This window comes from Planobispora rosea (genome assembly GCF_014648175.1).
Lineage (GTDB): Bacteria > Actinomycetota > Actinomycetes > Streptosporangiales > Streptosporangiaceae > Planobispora > Planobispora rosea.
The window spans coordinates 164290-186194 of record NZ_BMQP01000003.1; the positions used below are offsets into that span (position 1 = coordinate 164290).

The window sequence follows — 21905 nt, forward strand, 5'->3', positions numbered from 1 at the left end:
CGAGCATGATCCTGATACTGAGCGACCGGCGGGACGACGCGGTCGCGCTGGTCCTGCCGAAGCTGGAGCGCCGCGGAGCCCGGGTGACCTGGTGGGACCCGGGAGAGTTCCCCGCCCGCAGCAGGCTCACGGCCGCCTTCGCCGACGGCGGCCACCGGATCGTGCTCGACACCGGCGCCGAGCGGCTGGACCTGGCGGAGGTGCGGGCGGTGTGGCGGCGGCGGCCGAACGCGCCCTGCCCGGCGGAGACCGTGACCGACCCCTCCCATCGGCGCCACGCGGTCTGGCAGGCGGAGTTCCTGCTCGACGGAGCGTGGGAGCTCGCCCCCGCGCGCTGGCTGCCCTCACGCAGGGAGGCCGAGCGCCGGGCGCACAACAAGATCATTCACATGGCGCGGGCGGCGGCGCTCGGATTCCGGGTGCCGGAGACCGTCTACACCAACGACCCCGCCGAGCTGGTGCCCGCCTACGAGCGCGCGGGTGGCGGCCTGATCGCCAAGCAGATCAACTCCGACGAGTTCACCCTGGACGGCGCCGATCACCGCGCGTACACCACCGTCCTGAACCGCCGCCACCTCACCTCGCGCCACCGCGTCCAGCACGAGCCGGTCATCCTCCAGCCCTACGTCCCCAAGGCCGTGGAGCTGCGCGTGATCGTGGTGGGCGAACGGGTCTTCGCCGCCGAGATCGACACCCGGGCCTCGCGCACGGCCAGGGACGACTGGCGGCACTACGACGACGACCGGGTGCGCTACGCCGCGCACGATCTCCCGGACGGGCTGGAACGCGCGTGCGTGGAGCTGACCGCCTCGCTGGGCCTGACGTACGGCGCCATCGATCTCATCCTCACCCCGGACGGGGAGTACACCTTCCTGGAGATCAATCCCAACGGAGCCTGGGGTTTCGTGGAACAACGCGCGGGACTGCCCGTCAGCGACGCGATCGCCGACTGGCTCGTGGCGGCGGACCGTACAGCGGGCGACACAGCGGACCACACAGCGGGCAACGCGGCGGACCACACAGCGGACGGAAAGACAGATCATGAGTGACTTCGGAACCGCACTCGAATCCGGGGTACGGCTGCTGCGCGGCCTGCCCCGGCGGCGGGCGCACGTGGCCGAGGCCAGGCGGGCGGCCGCCGCGTGGGCGGCCGATCACCCCGGTCTCCACGCCCAGCTCGTCGTCGACGAGCGGCCCGGTACCCCGGTGGTCGACTTCGACCTCCTGCTCTCCGACCCCGAGGGCGGCACCGTCGCCCTCACCGCGCAGGCCGACGACGGCGTGCCCTGGCTGATCGACCACTCCACGCACTGGGCGGCCGGACAGCTGGTCACCGTGGACGAGGTGCACCTGTCGGTGGCGCAGGCCCTGACCATGATCCGCTCGCTGTCGCGCCGCGACACGACGCCGCACGACGAGATCGTCGACCAGTGCCTGATCCTCAACGAGATCGCGGGCGACGACGGGCCGATCCCCGGCGAGGAGCTCCAGGCCGCCGCGGACGACTTCCGCAGGGGGCGGGGCCTGCACGACCGGGCGAGCACGCTGGCCTGGCTCGCCGAGATGGGCATGACCCCCGCGCAGTTCGAGGAGTACATCGGCGGCATCGCCCGCCGCCGGAGCTTCCGCCGCCGCAAGGAGGCCGAGCTCGGCCCGGCCCGGCTGGCCGCCCGTCCCGGCGACTTCGACCGGGTCCGCGCCGTCTGGATCACCGGGCCGGAACGGGCCGTCGCCGCCGGCGCCGCCACGCTGGCGGCGGTCCACGGCGAGGGGACCGCCGCCCTCGCGGAGCTGGACGGCGAGGCCGAGACGGTGATCGCCGAACGCTTCGCCGCCGACCTGCCGGAACCGCTGTGTGAGGCCGCGCCGGGAGCCGTCGCCGGACCCGTGGCCCACGGCGGGAGCTTCCTGGCCGGGGTGGTCCTGGACCGTACGGCCGCGCGTGAGGACGAGCGCACGCTGGCCGCCGCCGGGCGGGTGGCGTTCACCGAGTGGCTGGCCGAGCGCCGCAGCCGGGCCGCGGTCGAATGGCACTGGTCGTGAGCCGCGGTATCTTCCGGGAGGAATCGCTCCGCCGTCACCAGGCCGGGGCGCGGCGGGACCGTACCCGGCTGACGGTCCGTACCGGAACGTTGGTCGCACTGTGGGCGGTGGTCGCCCTGCTGGTCGCGGCGGGAGTCGTCTTCGTCGCGGCGCTGCACGCGCGGATCGGGGGCGCGGCGTGAAACGCGTTCCCGTCGTGCTCCAGAACACCGCCACCGAGTGCGGGGCGGCGTGCCTGGCGATGGTCCTGTCCCACCACGGCCACCGCGCCTCCCTGCAGGAGATCACCGACCGGCTGCAGATCGGCAGGGACGGTCTCAGCGCGAAGGCGCTGCTGGAGGGCGCCCGGGAGTGCGGGCTGAAGGCGCGCGCCTTCTCCCTGAGCCCCGCCGACCTCGCCCGCGTGCCGATGCCCGCGGTGGTCCACTGGGAGTTCAACCACTTCGTGGTGGTCGAGCGCTGGTCCCCGGACCGCGTCGACATCGTCGATCCCGCCCGGGGCCGCCGCCGGCTCACGGCCGAGGAGTTCGACGAGGGCTTCACCGGCGTGCTGCTCGCCTTCGAGCCCGGACCCGGTTTCCAGCCGGGGCGCTCCAGCGCCGGTACGGCCTGGCGCCGCCAGTTCCTGCGCACGCTGCTGGTGCGCAGGAAGGGCCTGCTCGCCCAGGTGGTGCTGGCCTCGCTCCTGCTCCAGCTGCTCGGCCTGGCGCTGCCGCTGTTCTCCGAGGCGCTGGTGGACCGGGTGCTGCCGGGGGGCGACGGCGGGCTGCTGGCCATGATCGGCCTGGGGCTGGTCCTGGCGGCGGTGACCCAGTTCGCGGTCGGTTGTCTCCGCTCGGTCCTGCTGGTCTCCGTCCGCGCGGGCGCCGACGCCGAGCTGACCGGGGGAGTGGTCTCCCACCTGGTGGCGCTGCCGTACCGCTACTTCACCCAGCGCGGCAAGGGCGACCTGGTCGCGCGCGCCGGGAGCGTGGCGGTCCTGCGGGAGATGCTCACCGGGCAGGTGCTGTCGGCGCTGCTCGACGGGCCGCTCGCGCTGGGTTACCTGATCCTGGTGTTCGCCTGGGATCCCGTCGTGGGCGCCTGCCTGCTCGGGTTCGCGGCGCTGCAGGTTCTGCTGCTCCTGGTCACCGCCCGCCGGGTCGGCAGGCTCACCCAGGAGGAGCTCAGCGCCTTCTCCGCCACCCAGAGCCAGCTCGTCCAGGCCATCGGCGGCATCGAGACGCTGAAGGCGTCGGGAGCCGAGCACCGCGCGGTCGAGCAGTGGTCCAAGCACTTCACCGACCAGCTGAACGCCGACGTCCGGGGCGGCCTCACCCAGGGCCTGCTGGACGCCGCGCTCGGCGCCCTGCGCCTGTTCGCCCCGCTCGCGCTGCTGTGGGTCGGGGCGTGGCGGGTGCTCGACGGGGAGCTGACCCTGGGCGCCCTGCTGGCCCTGAACGCCCTGGCCATCGCCGCGCTCACGCCCATCGCCGCGCTGATGACCAGCCTGCAGGGACTCCAGCAGGCCGGGGCGCACTTCGACCGGCTCTCCGACATCCTCGCCTCCGAGCCCGAGCCCGCCGCCGGCATCGAGGTGGTCAGGCTGCGCGGCTCGATCGAGCTGCACGGCGCCGGCTTCCGGCACGACCCCCGCGGGCCGTGGACGCTGCGCGGCATCTCCGTGAAGATCCGCGCGGGGCAGAAGGTCGCCCTGGTCGGCCCGTCAGGGGCGGGCAAGAGCACGCTCGCCCGGCTCCTGCTGGCCCTGTACACCCCCACCGAGGGGCAGATCAGCTACGACGGCGTGCCGCTGCCGCAGCTCAACCTCCGCTCCCTGCGCCACCAGTTCGGCGTGGTCAACCAGGACCCCTCGCTGTTCACCGGCTCGATCCGGGAGAACATCGCGCTCAACGACCCCGACGCCCCGCTGGAGCGGATCATCGAGGCGGCCGAGCTGGCCTGCCTGCACGAGGAGATCTGCGCGATGCCCATGGGGTACGAGACCATGCTCGTGGAGGGCGGGGGCCTGTCCGGAGGACAGCGGCAGCGGCTCGCGCTCGCCCGCGCGCTCCTGGCCCGCCCGAAGATCCTGCTGCTCGACGAGGCCACCAGCCACCTCGACAGCACCACCGAGGCGCGGATCGAGTCCAACCTCGGCTGGCTCACCCAGACGCGCATCGTGATCGCCCACCGGCTGAGCACCGTCAAGGACGCCGACCTCATCCTCGTGGTCGACGAGGGGCGGATCGTGGAGCGGGGCACCCACGAGGGGCTGATCGCCCGGGGCGGCCGGTACGCGAAGCTGGTGGCGGCGCAGACCTCCGACCCGGTCTCCGCCGGGAACTGATCGGCGCCGTCGAGGGCGCCAACCGTGGTCGGAGAGTCCGCCGTGGTCGGAGAGTCCGCCGCCGGCGGGCGCGGTCAGGAACGCTCCGGCTCGTAGTGCATCCCGGTGATCCCGCACTCGAACGGGTGCGTGCCGACGAGGCGGAACCGCTTGTAGGCGCCGGCGCCGGGGAACACCGGCAGCCCGGTGCCGATCGCGGTCGGATTGACGAACAGGTGGAGCTCGTCGATCAGGTCCGCGGCGATCAGGCTGGAGACGAGCGTGCTGCCCCCGTAGACGATGATGTCCCCGCCCGGCTGGGCCTTGAGCCGGTTCACGACCTCGGTCAGGTCGCCGCCGGCGACGGTGGCGTTCTCCCAGGGCGACTCGGTGAGGCTGTTGGAGATCACGACCTTGGGCGTGTTGTTCATCCAGTCGATGGACTCCTGGGACTCGCCCTCGGGCCCGGACGCCCAGGTCGGGATGAACCCCTCGGCGAGCTTGCGGCCCAGGACGATGCAGTCGACCGACTTCGAGAGCGCGTCGATGTAGGTCTCGAGGTCGGGGGTCCACGGGAACTTCATCCAGTCCATCTCGCTGTTCGGACCGGCCATGTAGCCGTCGACGGTGGTCTGGACCTGGAGCTTGAGCTTGCGCATGGGGATGACGTCCTTCCGTTCCGCTTCCGCGGTGCTCTCTTTCGATGACTCCACAATGGCGGAGGGCCCTTACGATCTTCTTCTGATGATCTTAAGGGTGTCCGCCGCCGGCCCGTAAGAACCGGGCCGAGGACCCTCCGCCCGGACGCTCCGACGCCTGCGCCCCTGCCCGGGAGGGGCAGGGGCGCAGGCGTCGTGGGTGTTCCGCGGTGTTCCGCGGTGCTGTGAGGCGCTGTGAGGCGCTGTGAGGTGCTACGCGGGGACGGAGGCCACTCCCGGCTCCAGGAAACGCGGCCGGGCGATGCCGGCGCGGTCCAGGTACGGCGTGATGCCGCCCAGGTGGAACGGCCAGCCCGCACCCAGGATCATGCACAGGTCGATGTCCTGGGCCGCGGCGACCACGCCCTCCTCCAGCATGATCCGGATCTCCTGCTCCAGGGCCCGCAGCACGCGCTCGCGCACCTGCTCGGCCGTGGACGGGGAGGTCCCGCCGGAGAAGATCGCCACCGCCTCGGGGTCGAGGGAGAAGTCCGCGCCGTAGACGCCGGGCTTGCCCGCCGCGACCAGCTCGGCCATGTTCTCCGAGACGCCGAAGCGGTCGGGGAAGGCGGCGTGCAGCGTCTCGGAGACGTGCAGGCCGACGGCCGGGCCGACCAGCTGGAGCAGCGCGAACGGGGTCATCGGCAGGCCCAGGTCGTCGAGCGCGTGGTCGGCGACCTCCAGCGGGGTGCCCTCGTCCACGGCGGTGATGACCTCGCCCATGAAGCGGGTCAGCAGCCGGTTGACGACGAACGCCGGGGCGTCCTTCACCAGCACGCTGGACTTCTTCAGCGACTTGCCGACCGCGAACGCGGTGGCCAGCGTGGCGTCGTCCGTGGCGTGGCCACGGATGATCTCCAGCAGCGGCATGACCGCGACCGGGTTGAAGAAGTGGAAGCCCACCAGGCGCTCGGGGTGCCTCAGCTCCGAGCCCATCTCGGTGAGGGAGAGGGAGGAGGTGTTGGTCGCCAGCACGCAGGTCTCCGAGACCACGGCCTCGACCTCGGCGAACACCTTCTGCTTGACCTTCATGTCCTCGAAGACGGCCTCGATGACGAAGTCGGCGTCGGCGAAGGCGTCCTTGGTCAGCGAGCCGGTCACCAGGGCCTTGAGCCGGTTGGCCTGGTCACCGGAGATGCGGCCCTTGCCGTGCAGCTTGTCGACCTCGGCGTGGACGTAGGCGACGCCCTTGTCCAGGCGTGTCTGGTCCAGGTCGGTCAGGACGACGGGGACCTCCAGGCGGCGGGCGAACAGCAGCGCCATCTGCGAGGCCATCAGGCCCGCGCCGACGACGCCCACCTTGGTGACCTTGCGGGCCAGCGACTTGTCCGGCGCTCCGGCGGGCCGCTTGGCCCGGCGCTGCACCAGGTCGAAGGAGTAGAGCCCGGCGCGCAGTTCGTCGCCCATGAGGAGGTCGGCCAGGGCCTGGTCCTCGGCGTCGAATCCCTCGTCGCGGGAGGCGGTGCGGGCCAGTTCGACCAGCTCCAGCGCCCGGTAGGGGGCCGGGTTGGCGCCGCGCAGCTTCATGTCGAGCAGGAAGCGGGCGTCGGCGATCGTCTTGGACCAGTCGCCGGCGGTGTGGTCGGTACGGGAGACCGTCACCTCACCGCGCAGCACCTGGGCGGCCCAGCGCAGCGACTCCTCCAGGAAGTCGGCGCCCTCGAACATCGCGTCGGCGATGCCGAGCTTGAACGCGTCCCGCCCCTTGATCATGCGGTTCTGCGCGAGCGGGTTCTCGATGATCAGCTTGAGCGCGCTCTCCAGGCCGATGAGGCGCGGCAGCAGCTGGGTTCCGCCCCAGCCCGGGACCAGGCCGAGGAAGCACTCGGGCAGGGCCACCGCGGGCACGCCGGAGGAGATGGTCCGGTAGGTGCAGTGCAGGGCGACCTCCAGGCCGCCGCCCATCGCCGCGCCGTTGACGAACGCGAACGACGGCACGGACAGCTCGCCGAGGCGGCGGAACACGTCGTGGCCCAGCTTGCCGATGGCCAGCGCCTGCTCGCGCTCGGAGACCAGGGCGGCGCCCTTGAGGTCGGCGCCGACCGCGAAGATGAACGGCTTGCCGACGACGCCCACCGCGGCCAGGTCGGTCCGGCCCGCGACGGCGTCGATGGCCTCGTTCAGCGAGGTCAGGCCACCGGGGCCGAAGGTGGACGGCTTGGTGTGGTCGAAGCCGTTGTCCAGCGTGATCAGGGCCATGGTGCCCGCGCCGTACGGCAGCTCGACGTCGCGGACGATCGCCTTGGTGACGACCTCGTCAGCGAAGAGTTCCTTGATGCTCATGCCTTACCTCCTCGCCTGGCGGCTCGTCGGGGCATTCGCCGAGTCCCCGCGCTCATTGGTTCGCTCGCTGCGCTCGCTCACTTCGCACCTTCCCAGGCGAGGTTCTCCCAGATGACCGTTCCGCCCATGCCCATGCCGACGCACATCGTGGTGATGCCGTAGCGGACGTCGGGGCGCTCGCCGAACTCGCGGGCGAGCTGGGTCATCAGCCGCACGCCCGAGGAGGCGAGCGGGTGGCCGAAGGCGATCGCGCCGCCGTACGGGTTCACCCGGGAGTCGTCGTCGGCGATGCCGAAGTGCTCCAGGAAGGCCAGGACCTGGACGGCGAACGCCTCGTTGATCTCGAACAGGCCGATGTCGTCGATGGAGAGCCCGGCCAGGCGCAGCGCGCGCTCGGTGGACGGGATCGGGCCGACGCCCATGACCTCGGGGTCCACGCCCGCGAAGGCGTAGGAGACCAGGCGCATCTTCGGCGCGAGGCCCAGCTCCTCGGCGACGTCGGCGGCGGCCACGATGCAGCCGGTCGCGCCGTCGTTGATGCCGGAGGCGTTGCCCGCGGTGACCCGGCCGTGCGGCCGGAACGGGGTCTTCAGCGTGCCCAGGCCGTCCAGCGTGGTGCCGGGGCGGGGGGCCTCGTCGGCGGTGGCCAGGCCCCAGCCCTTCTCGGCGGAGCGCACGGCGACCGGGACCAGGTCGGGCTGGATCCTGCCGTCGGCGTAGGCCTTGGCGACCTTCTCCTGGGAGGCGAGGGCGAAGGCGTCCGCGCGCTCCTTGGTGATGGTCGGGTAGCGGTCGTGCAGGTTCTCCGCGGTCATGCCCATGACCAGGGCGGAGCCGTCCACGATCTGCTCGGCCACGAACCGCGGGTTGGGGTCGACGCCCTCGCCCATCGGGTGGCGGCCCATGTGCTCGACGCCGCCGGCGATGGCCACGTCGTAGGCGCCGAAGGCGATGCCGCCCGCGACGGAGGTCACCGCGGTCATGGCGCCGGCGCACATGCGGTCGATGGCGTAACCGGGGACGCTCTTGGGCAGTCCGGCCAGGACGGCGGCGGAGCGGCCGATGGTCAGCCCCTGGTCGCCGATCTGGGTCGTGGCCGCGATGGCCACCTCGTCGACGCGCTCCGGCGGCAGGTTCGGATTACGCCGAATCAGCTCGCGGATGACGCGGATCACCAGGTCGTCGGCGCGCGTCTCGGCGTACAGGCCCTTGGGGCCCGACTTGCCGAAGGGCGTGCGCACTCCGTCGACGAATACGACGTCACGAGACGAAGGCACGGGGTTCGCTCCTCGTTGCTGGGTAGCTTCCGCACACATGCTACTGGTCAGTAACAACACTCGGTGCGAGTGGGCTGTTCCCGGCCGGAGCGGGTCCCCCGGTGCGCCTCGCCGGTTGTGCCGCGGAGTTGCGCCGGGGGGAGGTCGCGACGAAGATCGCGTGCGAGGGGAGTCGCCGTCTGGCAGACTTGGCAATCGCTTTCCTGGAGGTCGCCGTGGTCACCCTTGAGGACGTCGCCAAGCACGCGGGCGTCTCGCTCGCCACCGCGTCGCGGGTGCTCAACGGCAGCACCCGCCAGGTGGGCGCGTCCCTGCGGGCGCGGGTCGAGCTGGCCGCCGCGCAGCTCGGCTACCGGACGAACGTGGCGGCGCAGACTCTGGCGCGCGGAGCCGCCAACGTGGTCGGGCTGGTGGTCCACGACCTGGTCGACCCCTACTTCGCCGCGCTCGCCGACGGGGCGATGCGGGTGGCCGAGAGCCGCGGGCTGATGGTCATGGTCGGCACCACGCACCGCGACACCGAGCGGGAGATCGCCTACGTCTCGACCCTGAACGCCCAGCGGGTGCGCGCCGTGCTCCTCGCCGGGTCGCGGACCGCCGACCTGCGCGCGACACGCAGGCTCCGTGAGGAGCTCGACCGCTACCGGGAGGGCGGCGGCCGGGTCGCGTGCGTCGGACAGGACCTGCTCGGCGCCGACACGGTGGCGCCCGGCAACCGGGAGGGCGCCGCCGCGCTGGCCGCCGCGCTGGCCGGGCTGGGGCACCGGCGCTTCGCCGTACTGGCCGGGCCCACCGGGCTGATCACCGCCCGCGACCGGACGGCCGGGTTCGCCGAGGCGCTCGCCGGACTCGGCCTGCCCGCGCCGCACGTCGTGCACGGGTCCTTCGACCGGGACGGCGGCTACGCGGCGGTCGGCGAGGCGGTGAAGGCGGGCGCCACCTGCGTGTTCGCGGTCAACGACGTGATGGCGGTGGGCGCGCTCGCGGCCCTGCGCGACCGGGGGATCCGGGTGCCGGACGACGTCTCGGTCGCCGGGTTCGACGACATCGCCACGCTGCGGGACCTGGTCCCCGCCCTGTCCACCGTACGGCTCCCGCTGGCCCACATGGGCGCCCGCGCGCTGGAGCTGGCCCTCGACCCCGCCGACGAGGCGAGGGTCGAGAAGATCCCCGGCGAGGTCGTCCTCCGGGAGAGCACGCGCCGCCTGGGATGAGACCCGGGTCCGTCCGCCCCGGGCCGTTGGCGATCGGTTCCGCGCGGGTCCCGGGCCCGGGGGCGAGAATCGAACCATGCGCTTCGAGGTGCTGGGCCCCGTCCGGCTGGCAGGCGAGGACGGCGAGCCCGTCGAGGTTCCCGGGCGGGGACTGCGCGCGCTGCTGGTCGCGCTCCTGACCGAGCCCGGCGCGACGGTCTCCGTGGAACGTCTGATCGACGTCCTGTACGGCGAGCGCCCCCCGCCCGGCGCCCAGCGCTCCCTGCACTCCCAGATCTCCCGGCTCCGCAGGCTCGGCGTCGCGGTCGAGCTGCTCCCGTCCGGCTACCGGATCGCGGCCCGGCCCGAGGACGTCGACGCGCACCGGTTCGAGCGGCTGGCGCGGGAGGGACGGCGCGCGCTGGCCGCGGGTGAGCACCGCAGGGCGCTCGCCCTCCTGCAGGAGGCACTGGGGCTGTGGCGCGGGCCGGCGCCCGAGCCGCTGGCCGGGCGCCTGGAGGAGCTGCGGCTCGGCGCCATGGAGGACCGGTTCGAGGCGGGCGGCGGCTCGGTCGCCGAGATGCGGGAGCTGCTGGCCGGGCACCCGCTCCGGGAACGGCTGTGCGGGCTGCTCATGCGGGCCCTGCGGGCGGAGGGGCGGCAGGCCGAGGCGCTGGCCGTCTTCGAGGAGACCCGGCGTGTGCTCGCCGAGGAACTGGGCGCCGACCCCTCACCCGGCCTGGCCGGGACGCACCTGGAGATCCTGCGCGGGACCGGACCGGCCGGGGAGCCGGCCGGGGAGCCGGCCGGGGAGCCGGTCAGGCGCGGCGTCCGGGCCCAGCTCACCAGTTTCGTGGGGCGGCGGGAGGACGTCCTGCGCATCCGCGGGCTGCTACGGGAGCGGCGGCTGGTCACCCTCACCGGCCCCGGAGGGGTGGGCAAGACCCGGCTCGCGGCCGAGACGGCCGCCGGGCTCGACGGAGAGGTGTGCTTCGCCGAGCTGGCCCACCTGGGCGACGGCCGCGACCTGCCGCGGATGCTGCTCGGGGAGCTCGGCGTCCGGGAGACCGCGCTCCGCGTGACTTACGCCCCCGAGCCGGAGGAGCGGCTGGTCGCCGCGCTGACCGGCCGTGACCTGGTGCTGGTCCTGGACAACTGCGAGCACATCGTGGAGGACACCGCCCGCCTGGCCGACCGGCTGCTCACGGCCTGTCCCGGGGTGCGGGTGCTGGCGACCGGCCGCGAACCGCTCGGGATCACCGGAGAGCTGCTGTTCCCCGTGCACCCGCTCGCGGAGGACCTCGCCCTGCGTCTGCTGCGGGACCGGGCGGCGGCCGTACGGCCCGACTTCGACGCCGGAAGCACCGCAAGCCCCGGGGAGGCCGGACGTTCCGGGGGATCCGGACGCTCTGGGCGCTTCGGGAACGGAGGGGACTCGGGGAACGCCGGAGCCTCGGGGGAGGAGGCCCTGCTGCGGATCTGCCGGGCTCTGGACGGGCTGCCCCTGGCGATCGAGCTGGCCGCGGCCCGGCTCCGCTCGATGGACGCCGCGGAGGTCGCCGACCGGCTGGACGACCGGTTCCGGCTGTTCACCGGCGGCAGCCGTACGGCGCTGCCCAGGCACCGCACGCTCCGCGCGGTCGTGGCGTGGAGCTGGGACCTGCTGGAGGAGCCGGAGCGGGTGTTCGCGCGGCGGTTCGCGGTGTTCGCCCGCGACGCCACGCTGGAGGCGGCCGAACAGGTCTGCGGGGGCGGCGCGGATCGCCTGGGCGGCCGGGACGCCCTCGACCTGCTGGCCGCGCTCGTGGACAAGTCACTGATCGAGGTCGCCGGAGGCCGCTACCGGATGCTGGAGACGATCCGGGCCTTCTGCGCCGAGCGCCTGGCCGAGTCCGGCGAGGAGGAACGGGTCCGCGCGGCCCACGCCGGGTACCTCACCGCGCTCGCCGAGCGGGCCGCCCCGGAGCTGCACGGCCGGGACCAGCTCGTCTGGCTGCGGAGGCTGGAGGCCGAGGAGGACGAGATCCGTGCCGCGCTCCATCGGGCCACCGAGGCCGGGCGGGGCGGCCGGGCGCTGCGGCTGCTCGCCCCGCTGTGGTGGTACTGGATGTTGCGCGGCATGCGGATGGAGGGCCGGGCGTTCGCGGAGAGGGTCCTCGCCGTGGTCGGCCGGACGCCGCCGCCCGGCTTGGAGGAGGAGTACGTCATGTGCGTGCTCTCCGTGGCGATCGTGAACACCTCGGACCGGAGCATGATCGATCAGGCGGAGCGGCTCGCCCGGGCCCTGCCGTCCCGGCCCCGGCATCCGATGCTGCTCGTGATCAGCTCGCTCGTCACCATCGCCCGGGGGACGTACGGGGTGGCCGGTCAGGACGTCCTGCGGGCCACCACCAGCTCCGATCCGTGGACCCGTGCGATGGCCCAGCTGATCCTCGGGTTCGTCCGGCTGAGCTCCGGCCGGGTGGCGGAGGCCGAGGAGGAGTTCGCCCGCTCTCTGGAGGGGTTCACCGGCCGGGGCGACCGGTGGGGCATGGCCCAGGCGCTGCTGTCGATCTCCGAGCCGCAGGGCTGGCGGGGCGAGCACCGCGAGGCCGTGGCGACCGTCGAGCGGGCCATGGACCTGATCGAGGAGCTCGGCTCGCCCGAGGACCGGGCCCTGCTGCTGTGCAGCCGGGCCGCCGAACGGCTGCGCACCGGTGACGCCGGGGCCGTCGCGGACGCCGCGGCCGACTGCGCGGAGGCCGCCGCGATCGCCCGCGGGCTCGACATCCCCGAGGTCTGGGTCGCGGTCCGGCTCGGCCTGGCGGGCGTGGCCCGCCGGAACGGCCGGACGGAGGAGGCCGGCGAGCTCTACGAGCTGGCCCTGGCGGGGTGCGAGCCGCACTGGGGCGGGGTGGAGCAGGCGCGGGCGCGGGCCCTGGCCGGCCTCGGGCGGGTCGCGGAGAGCCGGGGCGACCTCGGGGCCTCGCTGCGGTACCGCCGGGAGGCGTTCCGCGTCGCCGCCGGCGCCGGGGACCGGCCGTCCGCGGCGGCGGCCGTCGAGGGGCTGGCGAGCTGGGCGCTGGCCTGCGGGGACGCGGAGCGGTCGGCGTTCCTGCTGGGGGCGGCGTGCGCGCTGCGCGGGCTGGCGGTCTGTGACGTCGAGGTGCGGGAGACGGGCGGTCGCGCGCGGGCCGTACTGGGTGATCGCGGATACCGTGCGGCCTACGACGAGGGCGCGGGGATGGCCGGTGACGCGGCGCTCACCGCGGTGACCCGGTGGTTGTCAGCGCCGGGTCGGCTCGCGGTGAGCGCCCTCGCGCACCGTGGAGGGCATGACACAGAATCCTGAGATCTCTGGCCTGCCCGAAGTGCCGCTCAGGCGGACCTGCCCGTTCGACCCGCCCCCCGGCCTGGCCGAGCTGCGCGCCACCAGCCCGGTCACCCGGCGCGTCATGCCGCTCGACGGCACCGAGCTCTGGCTGGTCACCAACCATGACCTGGTCCGCCGGATGCTCGCCGACCCCCGGTGGAGCTCCTCGCTGGACGGCGGCCTCAGCCCGGAGCAGCCCCTGCACGTGGCGGAGCCGGAGCCCGGGATGTTCATCAGCATGGACGCCCCGGAGCACGGCCGCTACCGGCGCATGCTCACCGCCCACTTCACCGTCCAGCGGATGAACCGGCTCCGCCCCCGGATCGAGCAGATCGTCGCCGAGCGGCTGGACGCGATGGAGCGCCTGCCCCGCCCGGTGGACCTGGTCGCCGAGTTCGCGCTGCCGGTGCCGTCCCTGGTCATCTGCGAGCTGCTCGGTATGCCGTACGAGGACCGGGCCGAGTTCCAGGAGGCCGCCCGCGTGATCGTCGCCACGGGTGCCTCGCCCGAGGAGGCCGACGCCGCCGTGGGCCGGCTCGCCGCCCATCTGGGGAAGCTGATCGCCGCCAAGCGGGCCGAGCCGGATGACGCGCTGATCAGCGGGCTCATCCGCGAGGGGACCCTCACCGACGGGGAACTGGTCCAGATCTCGATGCTGCTGCTGGTCGCCGGGCACGAGACGACGGCCAACATGCTCGGTCTCGGGACGCTGCTGCTGTTCCACCACCCCGACCAGCTCGCCCTGGTCCGGGAGGGAGCCCCGGGCGCCGCCGACGAGCTGCTGCGGTACCTGTCGATCGTCGACCTGGTGATGTTCCGCGGGGCGAAGGAGGACCTCACACTGGGCGGACAGGAGATCAGGGCGGGGGAGTTCGCCCTGGCCTCGCTCTCGGCGGCCAACCGCGACCCGGCGCTCTGCGAGGACCCCGACAGGCTCGACGTCACCCGTCCCAAGACCGCGCACGTCGCGCTGGGTTACGGCCCGCACCAGTGCCTGGGGCAGAACCTCGCCAGGCTGGAGTTGGAGATCGCCCTGCAGGCGCTGCTGCGGCGCTTTCCCGGGCTGCGGGCGGCCGTACCGCTGGAGGAGGTCCCGGTCCGGGAGAACGCGGCCATCCACGGCCTGCACAGTCTCCCGGTGACCTGGTGAGCGCCACGGGCGGCACCAGCGGCGTCGGCAGCGCCGACCGCACCGGCGACACCGTCGCCGCCGTGAGCGTCACGGTGAACCGGGAGAGCTGCTGCGGCGCCGGTCAGTGCGTGCTGGCCGCGCCCGAGGTCTTCGCGCAGAGCGAGGAGGACGGGCTCGTGGTCCTGCTGGACCCGAGCCCGCCCGCGGAGCTGCGCGACGCCGTGCGCAGGGCGGCGTCGCACTGCCCGACCCGGAGCGTCAGCGCGCGATGAGCTCGCCGAACCGCGCCTTGATCCGGGCCAGGACCTCGTCGGGGTCGGCGGCCCACACGTCGGCGTTGAAGATCTCCACCTCGATGTCCCCGGTGTAGCCCGCGGCGGTCACGGCCTCGGTCAGGGACGTGAAGTCGATCACGCCGTCGCCCATCACGCCCCGGCCGAGCAGCGCGTTGGCCGGGATCGGGTGGAGGAAGTCGCACACCTGGTAGGAGGCGATCCGGTGGCCGGCCCGGGCGATCTGCGCCAGGACGTTCGGGTCCCACCACACGTGGAAGGTGTCCACGACCACCCCGACCTGCTCGGAGGGGTGCGGCTCCGCCAGGTCGAGCGCCTGCTCCAGAGTGGACAGCACCGCCCGGTCCGCGCAGTACATCGGGTGGAGCGGCTCCAGCGCCAGCCGCACGCCGCGCTCGCCCGCGTACGGGGCCAGCACGGCCAGCGCCTCGGCGACCCGTTCCCGGGCCCCGGCCAGGTCCCGGTCGATCCCCCGCTCGCCGCTGCCCAGCGGCTCGTCCGGCACCACGCCGGGCAGCCCGCCGACCACCATGACGAGGCAGCCGGCCTCCAGCGCGGCCGCCTCGTCGATCGCCCTGCGGTTGTCGTCGAGCGACTCCGCGCTGCCGGAGGTGAGGAAGCCGCCCCGGCAGAGGGACGAGACCCGCAGCCCGGCGTCCCGCACCAGTTTCGCGGTCTCCTCCAGGCCCTGCCGGGCGACGTCCTGCCGCCACAGGCCGATGGCCTCGACGCCGTGCCGCACGCACCCGTCGACGGCCTCGGCCACCGACCACCGCTTCGTGGTCCACTGGTTCAGCGAGAACCGGCGCGCGCTCACCGCGCTCGCCGCGCTCACAGGCCGTTCACCGCCAGCAGCGACCGCATCCGGTGGACGGCCAGCTCGGGGTCGGACAGCAGGCCGGCGGCGTCCGCCAGGCGGAACACCTCGGCCAGGTGCGGCAGGGACCGGCTCGCCTGCGCGCCGTTGACCATGGCGAAGGCGTCCTGGTGGCCGTTGAGCCAGGCCAGGAAGACGATGCCGGTCTTGTAGTTGTACGTCGGCGTCTCGAAGATCTTCCGCGAGAGCGGGACCGTCGGCGCCATGATCTCCTCGTAGCGGGCGAGGTCCCCGGCGTCGAGCGCGGCCAGGGCCGCCGCGGCGGCGGGGGCGATCGCGTCGAAGATGCCCAGCAGCGCGTGGCTGCCCGAGGCGATCAGCGACGGGTAGTTGAAGTCGTCGCCGGTGTAGAGCTTGACCCCCTCGGGCAGCGCCGCGCGCAGCCCGATCTCGTGGTCGGCGTCCAGCAGCGAGACCTTGACCCCGTCCACCGTCGGCGCGTGCTCGCGGATCAGCTCCAGGAACGACGCGGTGGCCTCGGCCACGTCCCGCGAGCCCCAGTAGCCCGCCAGCTGCGGGTCGAACATCTCACCCAGCCAGTGCAGGATCACCGGCCGGTCGACCGCGGACAGCAGCTTGCCGTAGACCGTGTGGTAGTCCTCCGGGCCGCGGGCGATCCGGGCGAGCTGGCGGCTGGCCATGACGATGACCCCGGCGCCCGCCTGCCGCACGGTCTCGATCTGCTCGGTGTAGGCGGCCACGACCTCGTCGAGGGTCCCGGCGTCCGGCGCGTGGTCGGTGCCCGCGCCGCAGGCCACCAGCGTGGCCGGGTCGCCGAACTCCGCGGCCTCGGCCGCGCTGCGGCGGATCAGCTCGCTCGTCGCCGCCCAGTCCAGGCCCATGTTGCGCTGGGCGGTGTCCATGGCGTCGGCCACGCGCAGGCCGTGCCACCACAGGTGGCGGCGGAAGCGCAGGGTCGCCTCCCAGTCGACGGCCGCGGGGGAGCCGGGGGTGTTGTCACCGAGCGGGTCGGCGACGACGTGCGCGGCGGCGTAGACGATCCGGCTCCGCGGCGGACCGGTGGGCCGCTCCCACGCCACCGGCTCGCGCAGCGTGTACTCCCCGCCGGGGAGCGCGATCCGGGTCACGGCTCCACCGCCAGGCGGCGGCCCTCGGCGGAGGAGCGCAGGCCGAGCTCGGCCAGGCGCACGCCGCGCGCGCCGGAGGCGAAGTCGTGCGGGAACGGGGCGTCCTCCAGGACGTGCCGGACGAACATCTCCCACTGGATCTTGAAGCCGTTGTCGAACTCGGAGTTGTCGGGCACCTCCTGCCAGTCGTCGCGGAAGCGCGCGGTGACCGGCAGGTCCGGGTTCCAGACGGGCTTGGGCGTGGCGGCGCGGTGCTGGAAGCGGCAGTTGCGCAGGCCCGCGACGGCGCTGCCGTGCGTCCCGTCCACCTGGAACTCCACCAGCTCGTCCCGGTTCACCCGGACGCTCCAGGAGGAGTTGATCTGCGCGATGATCCCGCCCTCCAGCTCGAAGACGCCGTAGGCGGCGTCGTCGGCGGTGGCCGTGTAGGTCTCGCCCTGCTCGTCGACCCGCTCGGGGATGTGGGTGACGGCCTGGGCGTAGACCGAGGTGACGCGGCCGAACAGGTTCTCCAGCACGTAGGCCCAGTGCGGGAACATGTCGAGCACGATGCCGCCGCCGTCCTCGGCGCGGTAGTTCCACGACGGGCGCTGGGCGGCCTGCCAGTCGCCCTCGAAGACCCAGTAGCCGAATTCGCCGCGCACCGACAGGATCCGGCCGAAGAAGCCGCCGTCGATCAGGCGCTTGAGCTTGAGCAGGCCGGGGAGGAACAGCTTGTCCTGCACGACACCGTTCTTGACGCCCTTCGCGGCGGCGGCCTCCGCCAGGGCCAGCGCGTCCTCGACGGTCTCGGCGGTCGGCTTCTCCGCGTAGATGTGCTTGCCCGCCTCGATCGCCTTCAGCACGGCCTTCACCCGGGCCTGGGTGACCTGGGCGTCGAAGTAGATCAGGTTGTCGTCGTCGGCCAGGGCCGCGTCGAGGTCGGTGGTCCAGTCGGCGATGCCGTGGTCGGCGGCGAGCCTGCCCAGCTTCGCGGCGCTCCGGCCCACGAGCACCGGCCGGAGCAGGACCCGCTCGCCGTCGGACAGGGCAACGCCGCCCTGCTCGTTGATGGCCAGGACCGACCGGACCAGGTGCTGGCGGTAGCCCATACGGCCGGTGACGCCGTTCATCACGACGCCGATGCTTCGGGGGGACATCAGTCGGAGCCTCCTTTGGAAAGCGCTTTCCCCGCTACCGTACGGCAGGCGCGACGACCAGGCAAGCGCCTGTCCCGAGGGTGGTTGTGGAACGGGCCACGTCTGCGGAGGCGACCCCGCGCCGGGGTCGTGTGGAGTGGGGTCGTAGGGAACGGAGAGATGTCCGTATCGTGAGTGCGTATACGGTTCAACCCGACGAAGGGCTGGACCCCGCCGCCGCACCGCGGAGAGAAACGTGCCGATCTTCATCGTCCGCCTGCTGGCCCGGGTCGGGCTGCTGGGAACGTGGTGGACGCCCGTCGCCGTACTCGGCCTCGTCTACCTGACGAGCTGGCCGCTGATGACGCTCGCCGAGCCGCCGGGAAGCCCGCTCGTCCAGCCGGCCAACTACTGGTGGTACTTCGTGGTCACCGCGGCGACCGTCGGCTACGGCGACTTCTCCCCGGAGACGGCGGCGGGCCACGTCGTCGGCGCGTACGTCATCGTCGGCGGCATCGCGGCGCTGACGACGGTCTTCACCAAGCTGGCGGCGGTACTGGAGCGATCGAAGGGGCGGCGGATGCAGGGTTCCGTCACAGTCGGGGCCTCGGGCCACATCGTGCTGCTCGGATACACGCCGGGCCGGACCGAGCGCATCGTGGACGAGCTGATCGCCGACGATCCGTGCGAGATCGTCCTGTGCGGGTGGGAGGACGTCCCGTCCCATCCCATGCCCGACCGCGAGGTCGCGTTCGTGCGCGGCGACCTGACCTCGGAGGAGACGCTGCGCCGGGCGGGCGTGCAGCGGGCGCACAGCGTGCTCGTCGACGCCCGCGACGACAACGAGGCGCTCGCGGTCGCGCTGACCGCCGACCACGTCGCCGAAGGCGCCCACCTGGTCGTCGCGCTGCGTGACCTCGGCCGCGCCCAGCACCTGCGCTACGTCGACGAGGCCGTGCGCTGCGTCCAGTGGCACAACCCCCACATGATCACCGAGGAGCTGAAGGACCCCGGGATCACCGAGATCTACACCGAGCTGATGACCCACGGCGGCGCCGGCACCTACTCGGCGCACCTGCCCGGGGCGCTGGGCCCGGTTCCGGTCGAGCGCTGCCAGATCGCGCTCGGCCGGGCGTACGGCGCCACCGTGCTGGCCGCCCGGGCGGACGGCGACCTGCTGGTCAACCCGGACTGGCGGGCCGTCCTCCCGCCGGGGGCCCTGCTCTACTACGTCAGCTCGCGCCGCCTCACCCCCGAGGAGATCACCAAGGCCCTGGGCGCGGCGGACTGACCGGCCGCGGGTCCGGCCGGTCCCGGGGGCGCTCCCGCGGCCGGGACCGGAGGGACCGCCGATGACGTCTCAGGCGGTCTCCGGCGCGGGTCGCGCGTCCGCCCGCCAGGAGTCGAGCCCGGCCTCAGACAGCACGGTGTCGAAGGCGAGCTCGGCGGCCCCGCGAAGGCTGCCGTCCTGCGGGAACGCGGCACGGATCAGCGGGGGCGGGTCGTGGCGGCGGAAACGCATGAGCCCTGACCGGTAGGCGGCGCGGACGGAGTCCCCGGCGAGGTCGAACACCGCCGCGGCGAGGCCGGAGAGCGTCACGATCCTCGGGTCCAGCGCGTTGACGAGGCCGCCGATGCCGCGTCCGAGGTTCTGCGCCACCCGGTCGACCGCGGCCCGGGCCGCGGGGTCGCCCGCCCCGGCCCGCCGCAGTACGGCGTCGGCGGTGCTGCGCGGGGCGGCGGGGGGCGGGTCGCCGAGGATGCGGGCCAGCGCCCGCCCGTCGACCTCCAGGTCCCAGCATCCGCGCGCGCCGCACGGGCAGGGGCGGTCCGGGTCGCCGAAGGGCAGGTGCCCGAACTCGCCGCCCGCCCCGGTGCTGCCGACGGTGGCGCGCCCGTGGTCGAGCACCACCCCGCCGATCCCCACCTCGATGGCGATGTGGAGGGCCACGTCGGCCCCGGTCGCGGCGCCCCGGCGGGCCTCGGCGACACCGGCCATCGTGGCGTCGTTGCCGATCACGACGGGGAGCGGGGCGATCCGCAGCCGCGCCGCGACGTCGACGTCCCGCCAGCCGAGAGTGGCCGACTCCACCAGGCGCCCTCCGCTGACCGTGCCCGTCACGGAGACCCCGAGCGCCCGCAGACGGGTCCCGAAGGCCGCCCGGGTCTCGTGGAGGGCCTCGGAGATGCGTGCCAGGACCTCCTCGGGGCGCTGGCCGCGGTGCCGTTCCCGCCGGGGCTCCTCCAGTTCGCCGCCCAGGTGGGCCACCGCGAGCCGCCAGGTCTCGTAGGAGACGTCCACCGCCGCCACCACCGGTCCCCGGTCGTGGCGGCGCACCGCGCGGGTGGGGCGCCCGCGCGCTCCGGTCGGTTCGGCGGCGGTCTCCTCGACCAGTCCGAGTGCCCGCAGCCGGGCGACGATCTCCGTCGCGGAGCCCCGGCTCAGGCCGAGGTCGCGGGCGAGCTCGGCGCGGGTCGTCTCCGGGTGGAGGTGGACGTGCCGGAGCACGTCGAGCATTCCCCGTACATGCAGGGCGCGTGCCCGCCCGACTTCACCGGCGCTCATGGAGGGATTGTGCCAACTTTCCCGCCGGGATTATGCTCGTGCAGCGAGCATAATGAAGGAGAAGTCATGGTGACCGCTGTCGGCCTGCTGGCCGGGGTTCTGACCACCACGTGCTGGTGGCCGCAGCTCCACCGGTCCTGGCGCACCCGCTCGACCGACGACCTGTCCTGGTCCTACCTGGTGATGCTGGCCCTCGGCGTGGGCCTGTGGGTGGTGTACGGCATCGCGATGGGGGACCCGGCGGTGACGATCGCCAACACGGTCACGTTCGCGGCCCTGGCGGTACTGATCGGGATCAAGGTGCGGAGCATCCGAGGGGTGAAGGGGTGACGGGTGTGCCGACACGAGAGGAAGGGGCGGCGAACATGCTGGGAGAGGGCGAGGGAAACGTGCCGGTGCAGGGTGAGGGAGTCGTGCTGACGCGGGGCGGGGGAGCGGCGGGCGTGCTGGAGGGCGTGCGCGCCGTCCTCCTCGACATGGACGGCACCCTGGTCGACTCGGACGCCGCGGTCGAGCGCTCCTGGCGGACCTGGGCCGTGCGGTACGGCCTGTCCGAGGACGCCGTGGTCGCCGCCGTCCACGGCTATCCCGCCCCCGCCTCGATCCGCCGCCTGCTCCCGCGACTCTCCGGAGAGGAGCTCGAGGAGGCCGCGCAGGTCCTCCTCGACCTGGAGTGCGCCGACCTCGACGGCGTCGTGGCCGCCCGGGGCGCCGGGGAACTCCTCGCCGTCCTGGCCGAGCGCGCCATCCCGTGGGCGGTCGTCACCGGCTCCGGCGCCGGGCTCGCCAAGGCCCGGCTCGCCGCCGCCGGCATCACCCCGCCGCTCCTGGTGTCCCTGGACGAGGTCGCGGTCGGCAAGCCCGACCCCGAGGGTTACCTCATGGCGGCGGCGGAACTCGGCGTCGCCCCCGCGGCCTGCCTGGCCGTCGAGGACTCCGATCCCGGGATCGCCGCGGGCCGGGCCGCGGGCATGCCGGTCGCCGCCCTGCGCGGGCTGAGCGGCGATCTTCCGATCGCCCACCTGGGAGAACTCGCCGCCCACCTGAACGCCCTCGACCCTCACAACCCGGCGCCGGCCGGCCGCCACTCATGACCGCATCTCTGTCCCGACGAGAGATTGAACAAACTGTTTAAATCAAAACGTTGACAACGGATCGTCTGATGCGTCATCGTCGGGGGCATGGCTTCCATTCCGCAGTCCTCCGGCGACCCCTTCACCGCGCCCGATCCCGGCCGGACCCGGGCCGAGAGGGAGGCCGAGGCCCTGTTCCGGATCGCCGGTCGGCACGCGGCCACCACGCAGCAGCGCCAGCGCCAGATGCATCCGGATGTTCCCGGCGCGCACGAGGCCGTGCGGATCGTCTCCTTCCTGCTCTCGGGTGCGGCCACGATCCAGGACGGTGAACCGCAGGTGGACCGGGCCGACCTGGTGGCCGCGCTCACCCTGCTCCCGCGGGTCCGCGCCGAGTTCGACGACGTGGAGGCCGGTCTGCTGGAGATGGCCCGGGGGCGCGGCATGACCTGGCAGGAGATCGCCTTCGGTCTCGGCCTGGGCAGCCCGCAGGCCGCCCGCCAGCGTTACGAACGGCTCATCGGAAGGGGGGGCGGAACCGGTGGACACGGGCGAGGGAATCCGGTAGAGATACCGGGTCCTTGCGGATCTTGATGGGAATGGT

The 21905-nt window shown here is 73.6% G+C and carries 19 protein-coding genes; 12 read left to right on the top strand and 7 right to left on the bottom strand.

The window, feature by feature from the left end; all coding sequences use genetic code 11:
• Positions 1–5: 5 nt before the first annotated feature.
• Genes IEZ08_RS04100 through IEZ08_RS04115 form a run of 4 tightly spaced genes read left to right on the top strand, consistent with a single transcriptional unit; the run spans position 6 to position 4372 of the window.
• Positions 6–1049 carry an MvdC/MvdD family ATP grasp protein gene (locus IEZ08_RS04100; protein ID WP_068924892.1) on the top strand — a complete coding sequence of 348 codons (1044 nt, stop codon included), beginning with the start codon at positions 6–8 and terminating at the stop codon, positions 1047–1049.
• Positions 1042–2043 (top strand): TIGR04500 family putative peptide maturation system protein, encoded by a 1002-nt coding sequence (locus tag IEZ08_RS04105; RefSeq protein ID WP_068924889.1) that lies wholly within the window; start codon positions 1042–1044, stop codon positions 2041–2043. Before IEZ08_RS04100 ends, IEZ08_RS04105 begins: the two co-directional genes overlap by 8 nt.
• Positions 2040–2225 (top strand): hypothetical protein, encoded by a 186-nt coding sequence (locus IEZ08_RS04110; RefSeq protein ID WP_141704153.1) that lies wholly within the window; start codon positions 2040–2042, stop codon positions 2223–2225. Before IEZ08_RS04105 ends, IEZ08_RS04110 begins: the two co-directional genes overlap by 4 nt.
• Complete coding sequence (locus IEZ08_RS04115) at positions 2222–4372, top strand: peptidase domain-containing ABC transporter (protein WP_068924885.1); 2151 nt, start codon at positions 2222–2224, stop codon at positions 4370–4372. Before IEZ08_RS04110 ends, IEZ08_RS04115 begins: the two co-directional genes overlap by 4 nt.
• Positions 4373–4446: 74 nt before the next feature.
• Here IEZ08_RS04115 and IEZ08_RS04120 read toward each other — a convergent pair whose 3' ends face one another.
• From IEZ08_RS04120 to IEZ08_RS04130, 3 genes are all read right to left on the bottom strand, one after another.
• Positions 4447–5010: a dihydrofolate reductase family protein gene (locus IEZ08_RS04120; protein WP_068924883.1), complete on the bottom strand. Its 564-nt coding sequence runs from the start codon at positions 5008–5010 to the stop codon at positions 4447–4449.
• A gap of 252 nt (positions 5011–5262) precedes the next feature.
• On the bottom strand, positions 5263–7332 hold the full coding sequence (locus IEZ08_RS04125; protein WP_189241698.1) for a 3-hydroxyacyl-CoA dehydrogenase NAD-binding domain-containing protein: 2070 nt from the start codon (positions 7330–7332) through the stop codon (positions 5263–5265).
• A gap of 77 nt (positions 7333–7409) precedes the next feature.
• Positions 7410–8609 carry a thiolase family protein gene (locus tag IEZ08_RS04130; RefSeq protein WP_068924879.1) on the bottom strand — a complete coding sequence of 400 codons (1200 nt, stop codon included), beginning with the start codon at positions 8607–8609 and terminating at the stop codon, positions 7410–7412.
• A 203-nt stretch (positions 8610–8812) separates the two neighbouring features.
• Between IEZ08_RS04130 and IEZ08_RS04135 the strand changes: the two genes are divergently transcribed.
• The 4 genes from IEZ08_RS04135 to IEZ08_RS04150 all read left to right on the top strand — a co-directional run bounded on the left by IEZ08_RS04135 (position 8813) and on the right by IEZ08_RS04150 (position 14558).
• On the top strand, positions 8813–9823 hold the full coding sequence (locus IEZ08_RS04135; RefSeq protein ID WP_068928978.1) for a LacI family DNA-binding transcriptional regulator: 1011 nt from the start codon (positions 8813–8815) through the stop codon (positions 9821–9823).
• 76 nt (positions 9824–9899) lie between these two features.
• Positions 9900–13133 carry an AfsR/SARP family transcriptional regulator gene (locus tag IEZ08_RS04140; protein WP_068924877.1) on the top strand — a complete coding sequence of 1078 codons (3234 nt, stop codon included), beginning with the start codon at positions 9900–9902 and terminating at the stop codon, positions 13131–13133.
• Positions 13117–14304 carry a cytochrome P450 gene (locus IEZ08_RS04145; protein ID WP_068928977.1) on the top strand — a complete coding sequence of 396 codons (1188 nt, stop codon included), beginning with the start codon at positions 13117–13119 and terminating at the stop codon, positions 14302–14304. The genes IEZ08_RS04140 and IEZ08_RS04145 overlap by 17 nt, the downstream gene beginning before the upstream one ends.
• A complete protein-coding gene (locus IEZ08_RS04150) occupies positions 14301–14558 on the top strand; it encodes a ferredoxin (protein ID WP_307815311.1) in 258 nt (85 codons plus the stop codon). The genes IEZ08_RS04145 and IEZ08_RS04150 overlap by 4 nt, the downstream gene beginning before the upstream one ends.
• Here the strand turns inward: IEZ08_RS04150 and IEZ08_RS04155 are convergent.
• Genes IEZ08_RS04155 through IEZ08_RS04165 form a run of 3 tightly spaced genes read right to left on the bottom strand, consistent with a single transcriptional unit; the run spans position 14545 to position 17683 of the window.
• The gene (locus IEZ08_RS04155; protein ID WP_084780414.1) at positions 14545–15414 is read right to left on the bottom strand and encodes a sugar phosphate isomerase/epimerase family protein; all 870 of its coding nucleotides are present in this window, start codon (positions 15412–15414) and stop codon (positions 14545–14547) included. The genes IEZ08_RS04150 and IEZ08_RS04155 overlap by 14 nt on opposite strands.
• The gene (locus IEZ08_RS04160; protein WP_373294327.1) at positions 15411–16535 is read right to left on the bottom strand and encodes a dihydrodipicolinate synthase family protein; all 1125 of its coding nucleotides are present in this window, start codon (positions 16533–16535) and stop codon (positions 15411–15413) included. The genes IEZ08_RS04155 and IEZ08_RS04160 overlap by 4 nt, the downstream gene beginning before the upstream one ends.
• Positions 16536–16540: 5 nt before the next feature.
• A complete protein-coding gene (locus IEZ08_RS04165) occupies positions 16541–17683 on the bottom strand; it encodes a Gfo/Idh/MocA family protein (protein WP_068924873.1) in 1143 nt (380 codons plus the stop codon).
• 235 nt (positions 17684–17918) lie between these two features.
• Between IEZ08_RS04165 and IEZ08_RS04170 the strand changes: the two genes are divergently transcribed.
• Positions 17919–18953, top strand: a complete 1035-nt coding sequence (locus IEZ08_RS04170; RefSeq protein WP_068924870.1) for an ion channel — start codon at positions 17919–17921, stop codon at positions 18951–18953.
• Positions 18954–19022: 69 nt separating this feature from the next.
• Here IEZ08_RS04170 and IEZ08_RS04175 read toward each other — a convergent pair whose 3' ends face one another.
• Positions 19023–20228: an ROK family transcriptional regulator gene (locus IEZ08_RS04175; protein WP_189241699.1), complete on the bottom strand. Its 1206-nt coding sequence runs from the start codon at positions 20226–20228 to the stop codon at positions 19023–19025.
• 66 nt (positions 20229–20294) lie between these two features.
• Between IEZ08_RS04175 and IEZ08_RS04180 the strand changes: the two genes are divergently transcribed.
• The 3 genes from IEZ08_RS04180 to IEZ08_RS04190 all read left to right on the top strand — a co-directional run bounded on the left by IEZ08_RS04180 (position 20295) and on the right by IEZ08_RS04190 (position 21895).
• Positions 20295–20558 (top strand): SemiSWEET family sugar transporter, encoded by a 264-nt coding sequence (locus IEZ08_RS04180; RefSeq protein ID WP_189241700.1) that lies wholly within the window; start codon positions 20295–20297, stop codon positions 20556–20558.
• Between the two features lie 5 nt (positions 20559–20563).
• Positions 20564–21322, top strand: a complete 759-nt coding sequence (locus IEZ08_RS04185) for an HAD-IA family hydrolase (protein WP_203863248.1) — start codon at positions 20564–20566, stop codon at positions 21320–21322.
• A gap of 87 nt (positions 21323–21409) precedes the next feature.
• Positions 21410–21895 (top strand): DNA-binding protein, encoded by a 486-nt coding sequence (locus IEZ08_RS04190; protein WP_189241701.1) that lies wholly within the window; start codon positions 21410–21412, stop codon positions 21893–21895.
• Positions 21896–21905 lie beyond the last annotated feature (10 nt).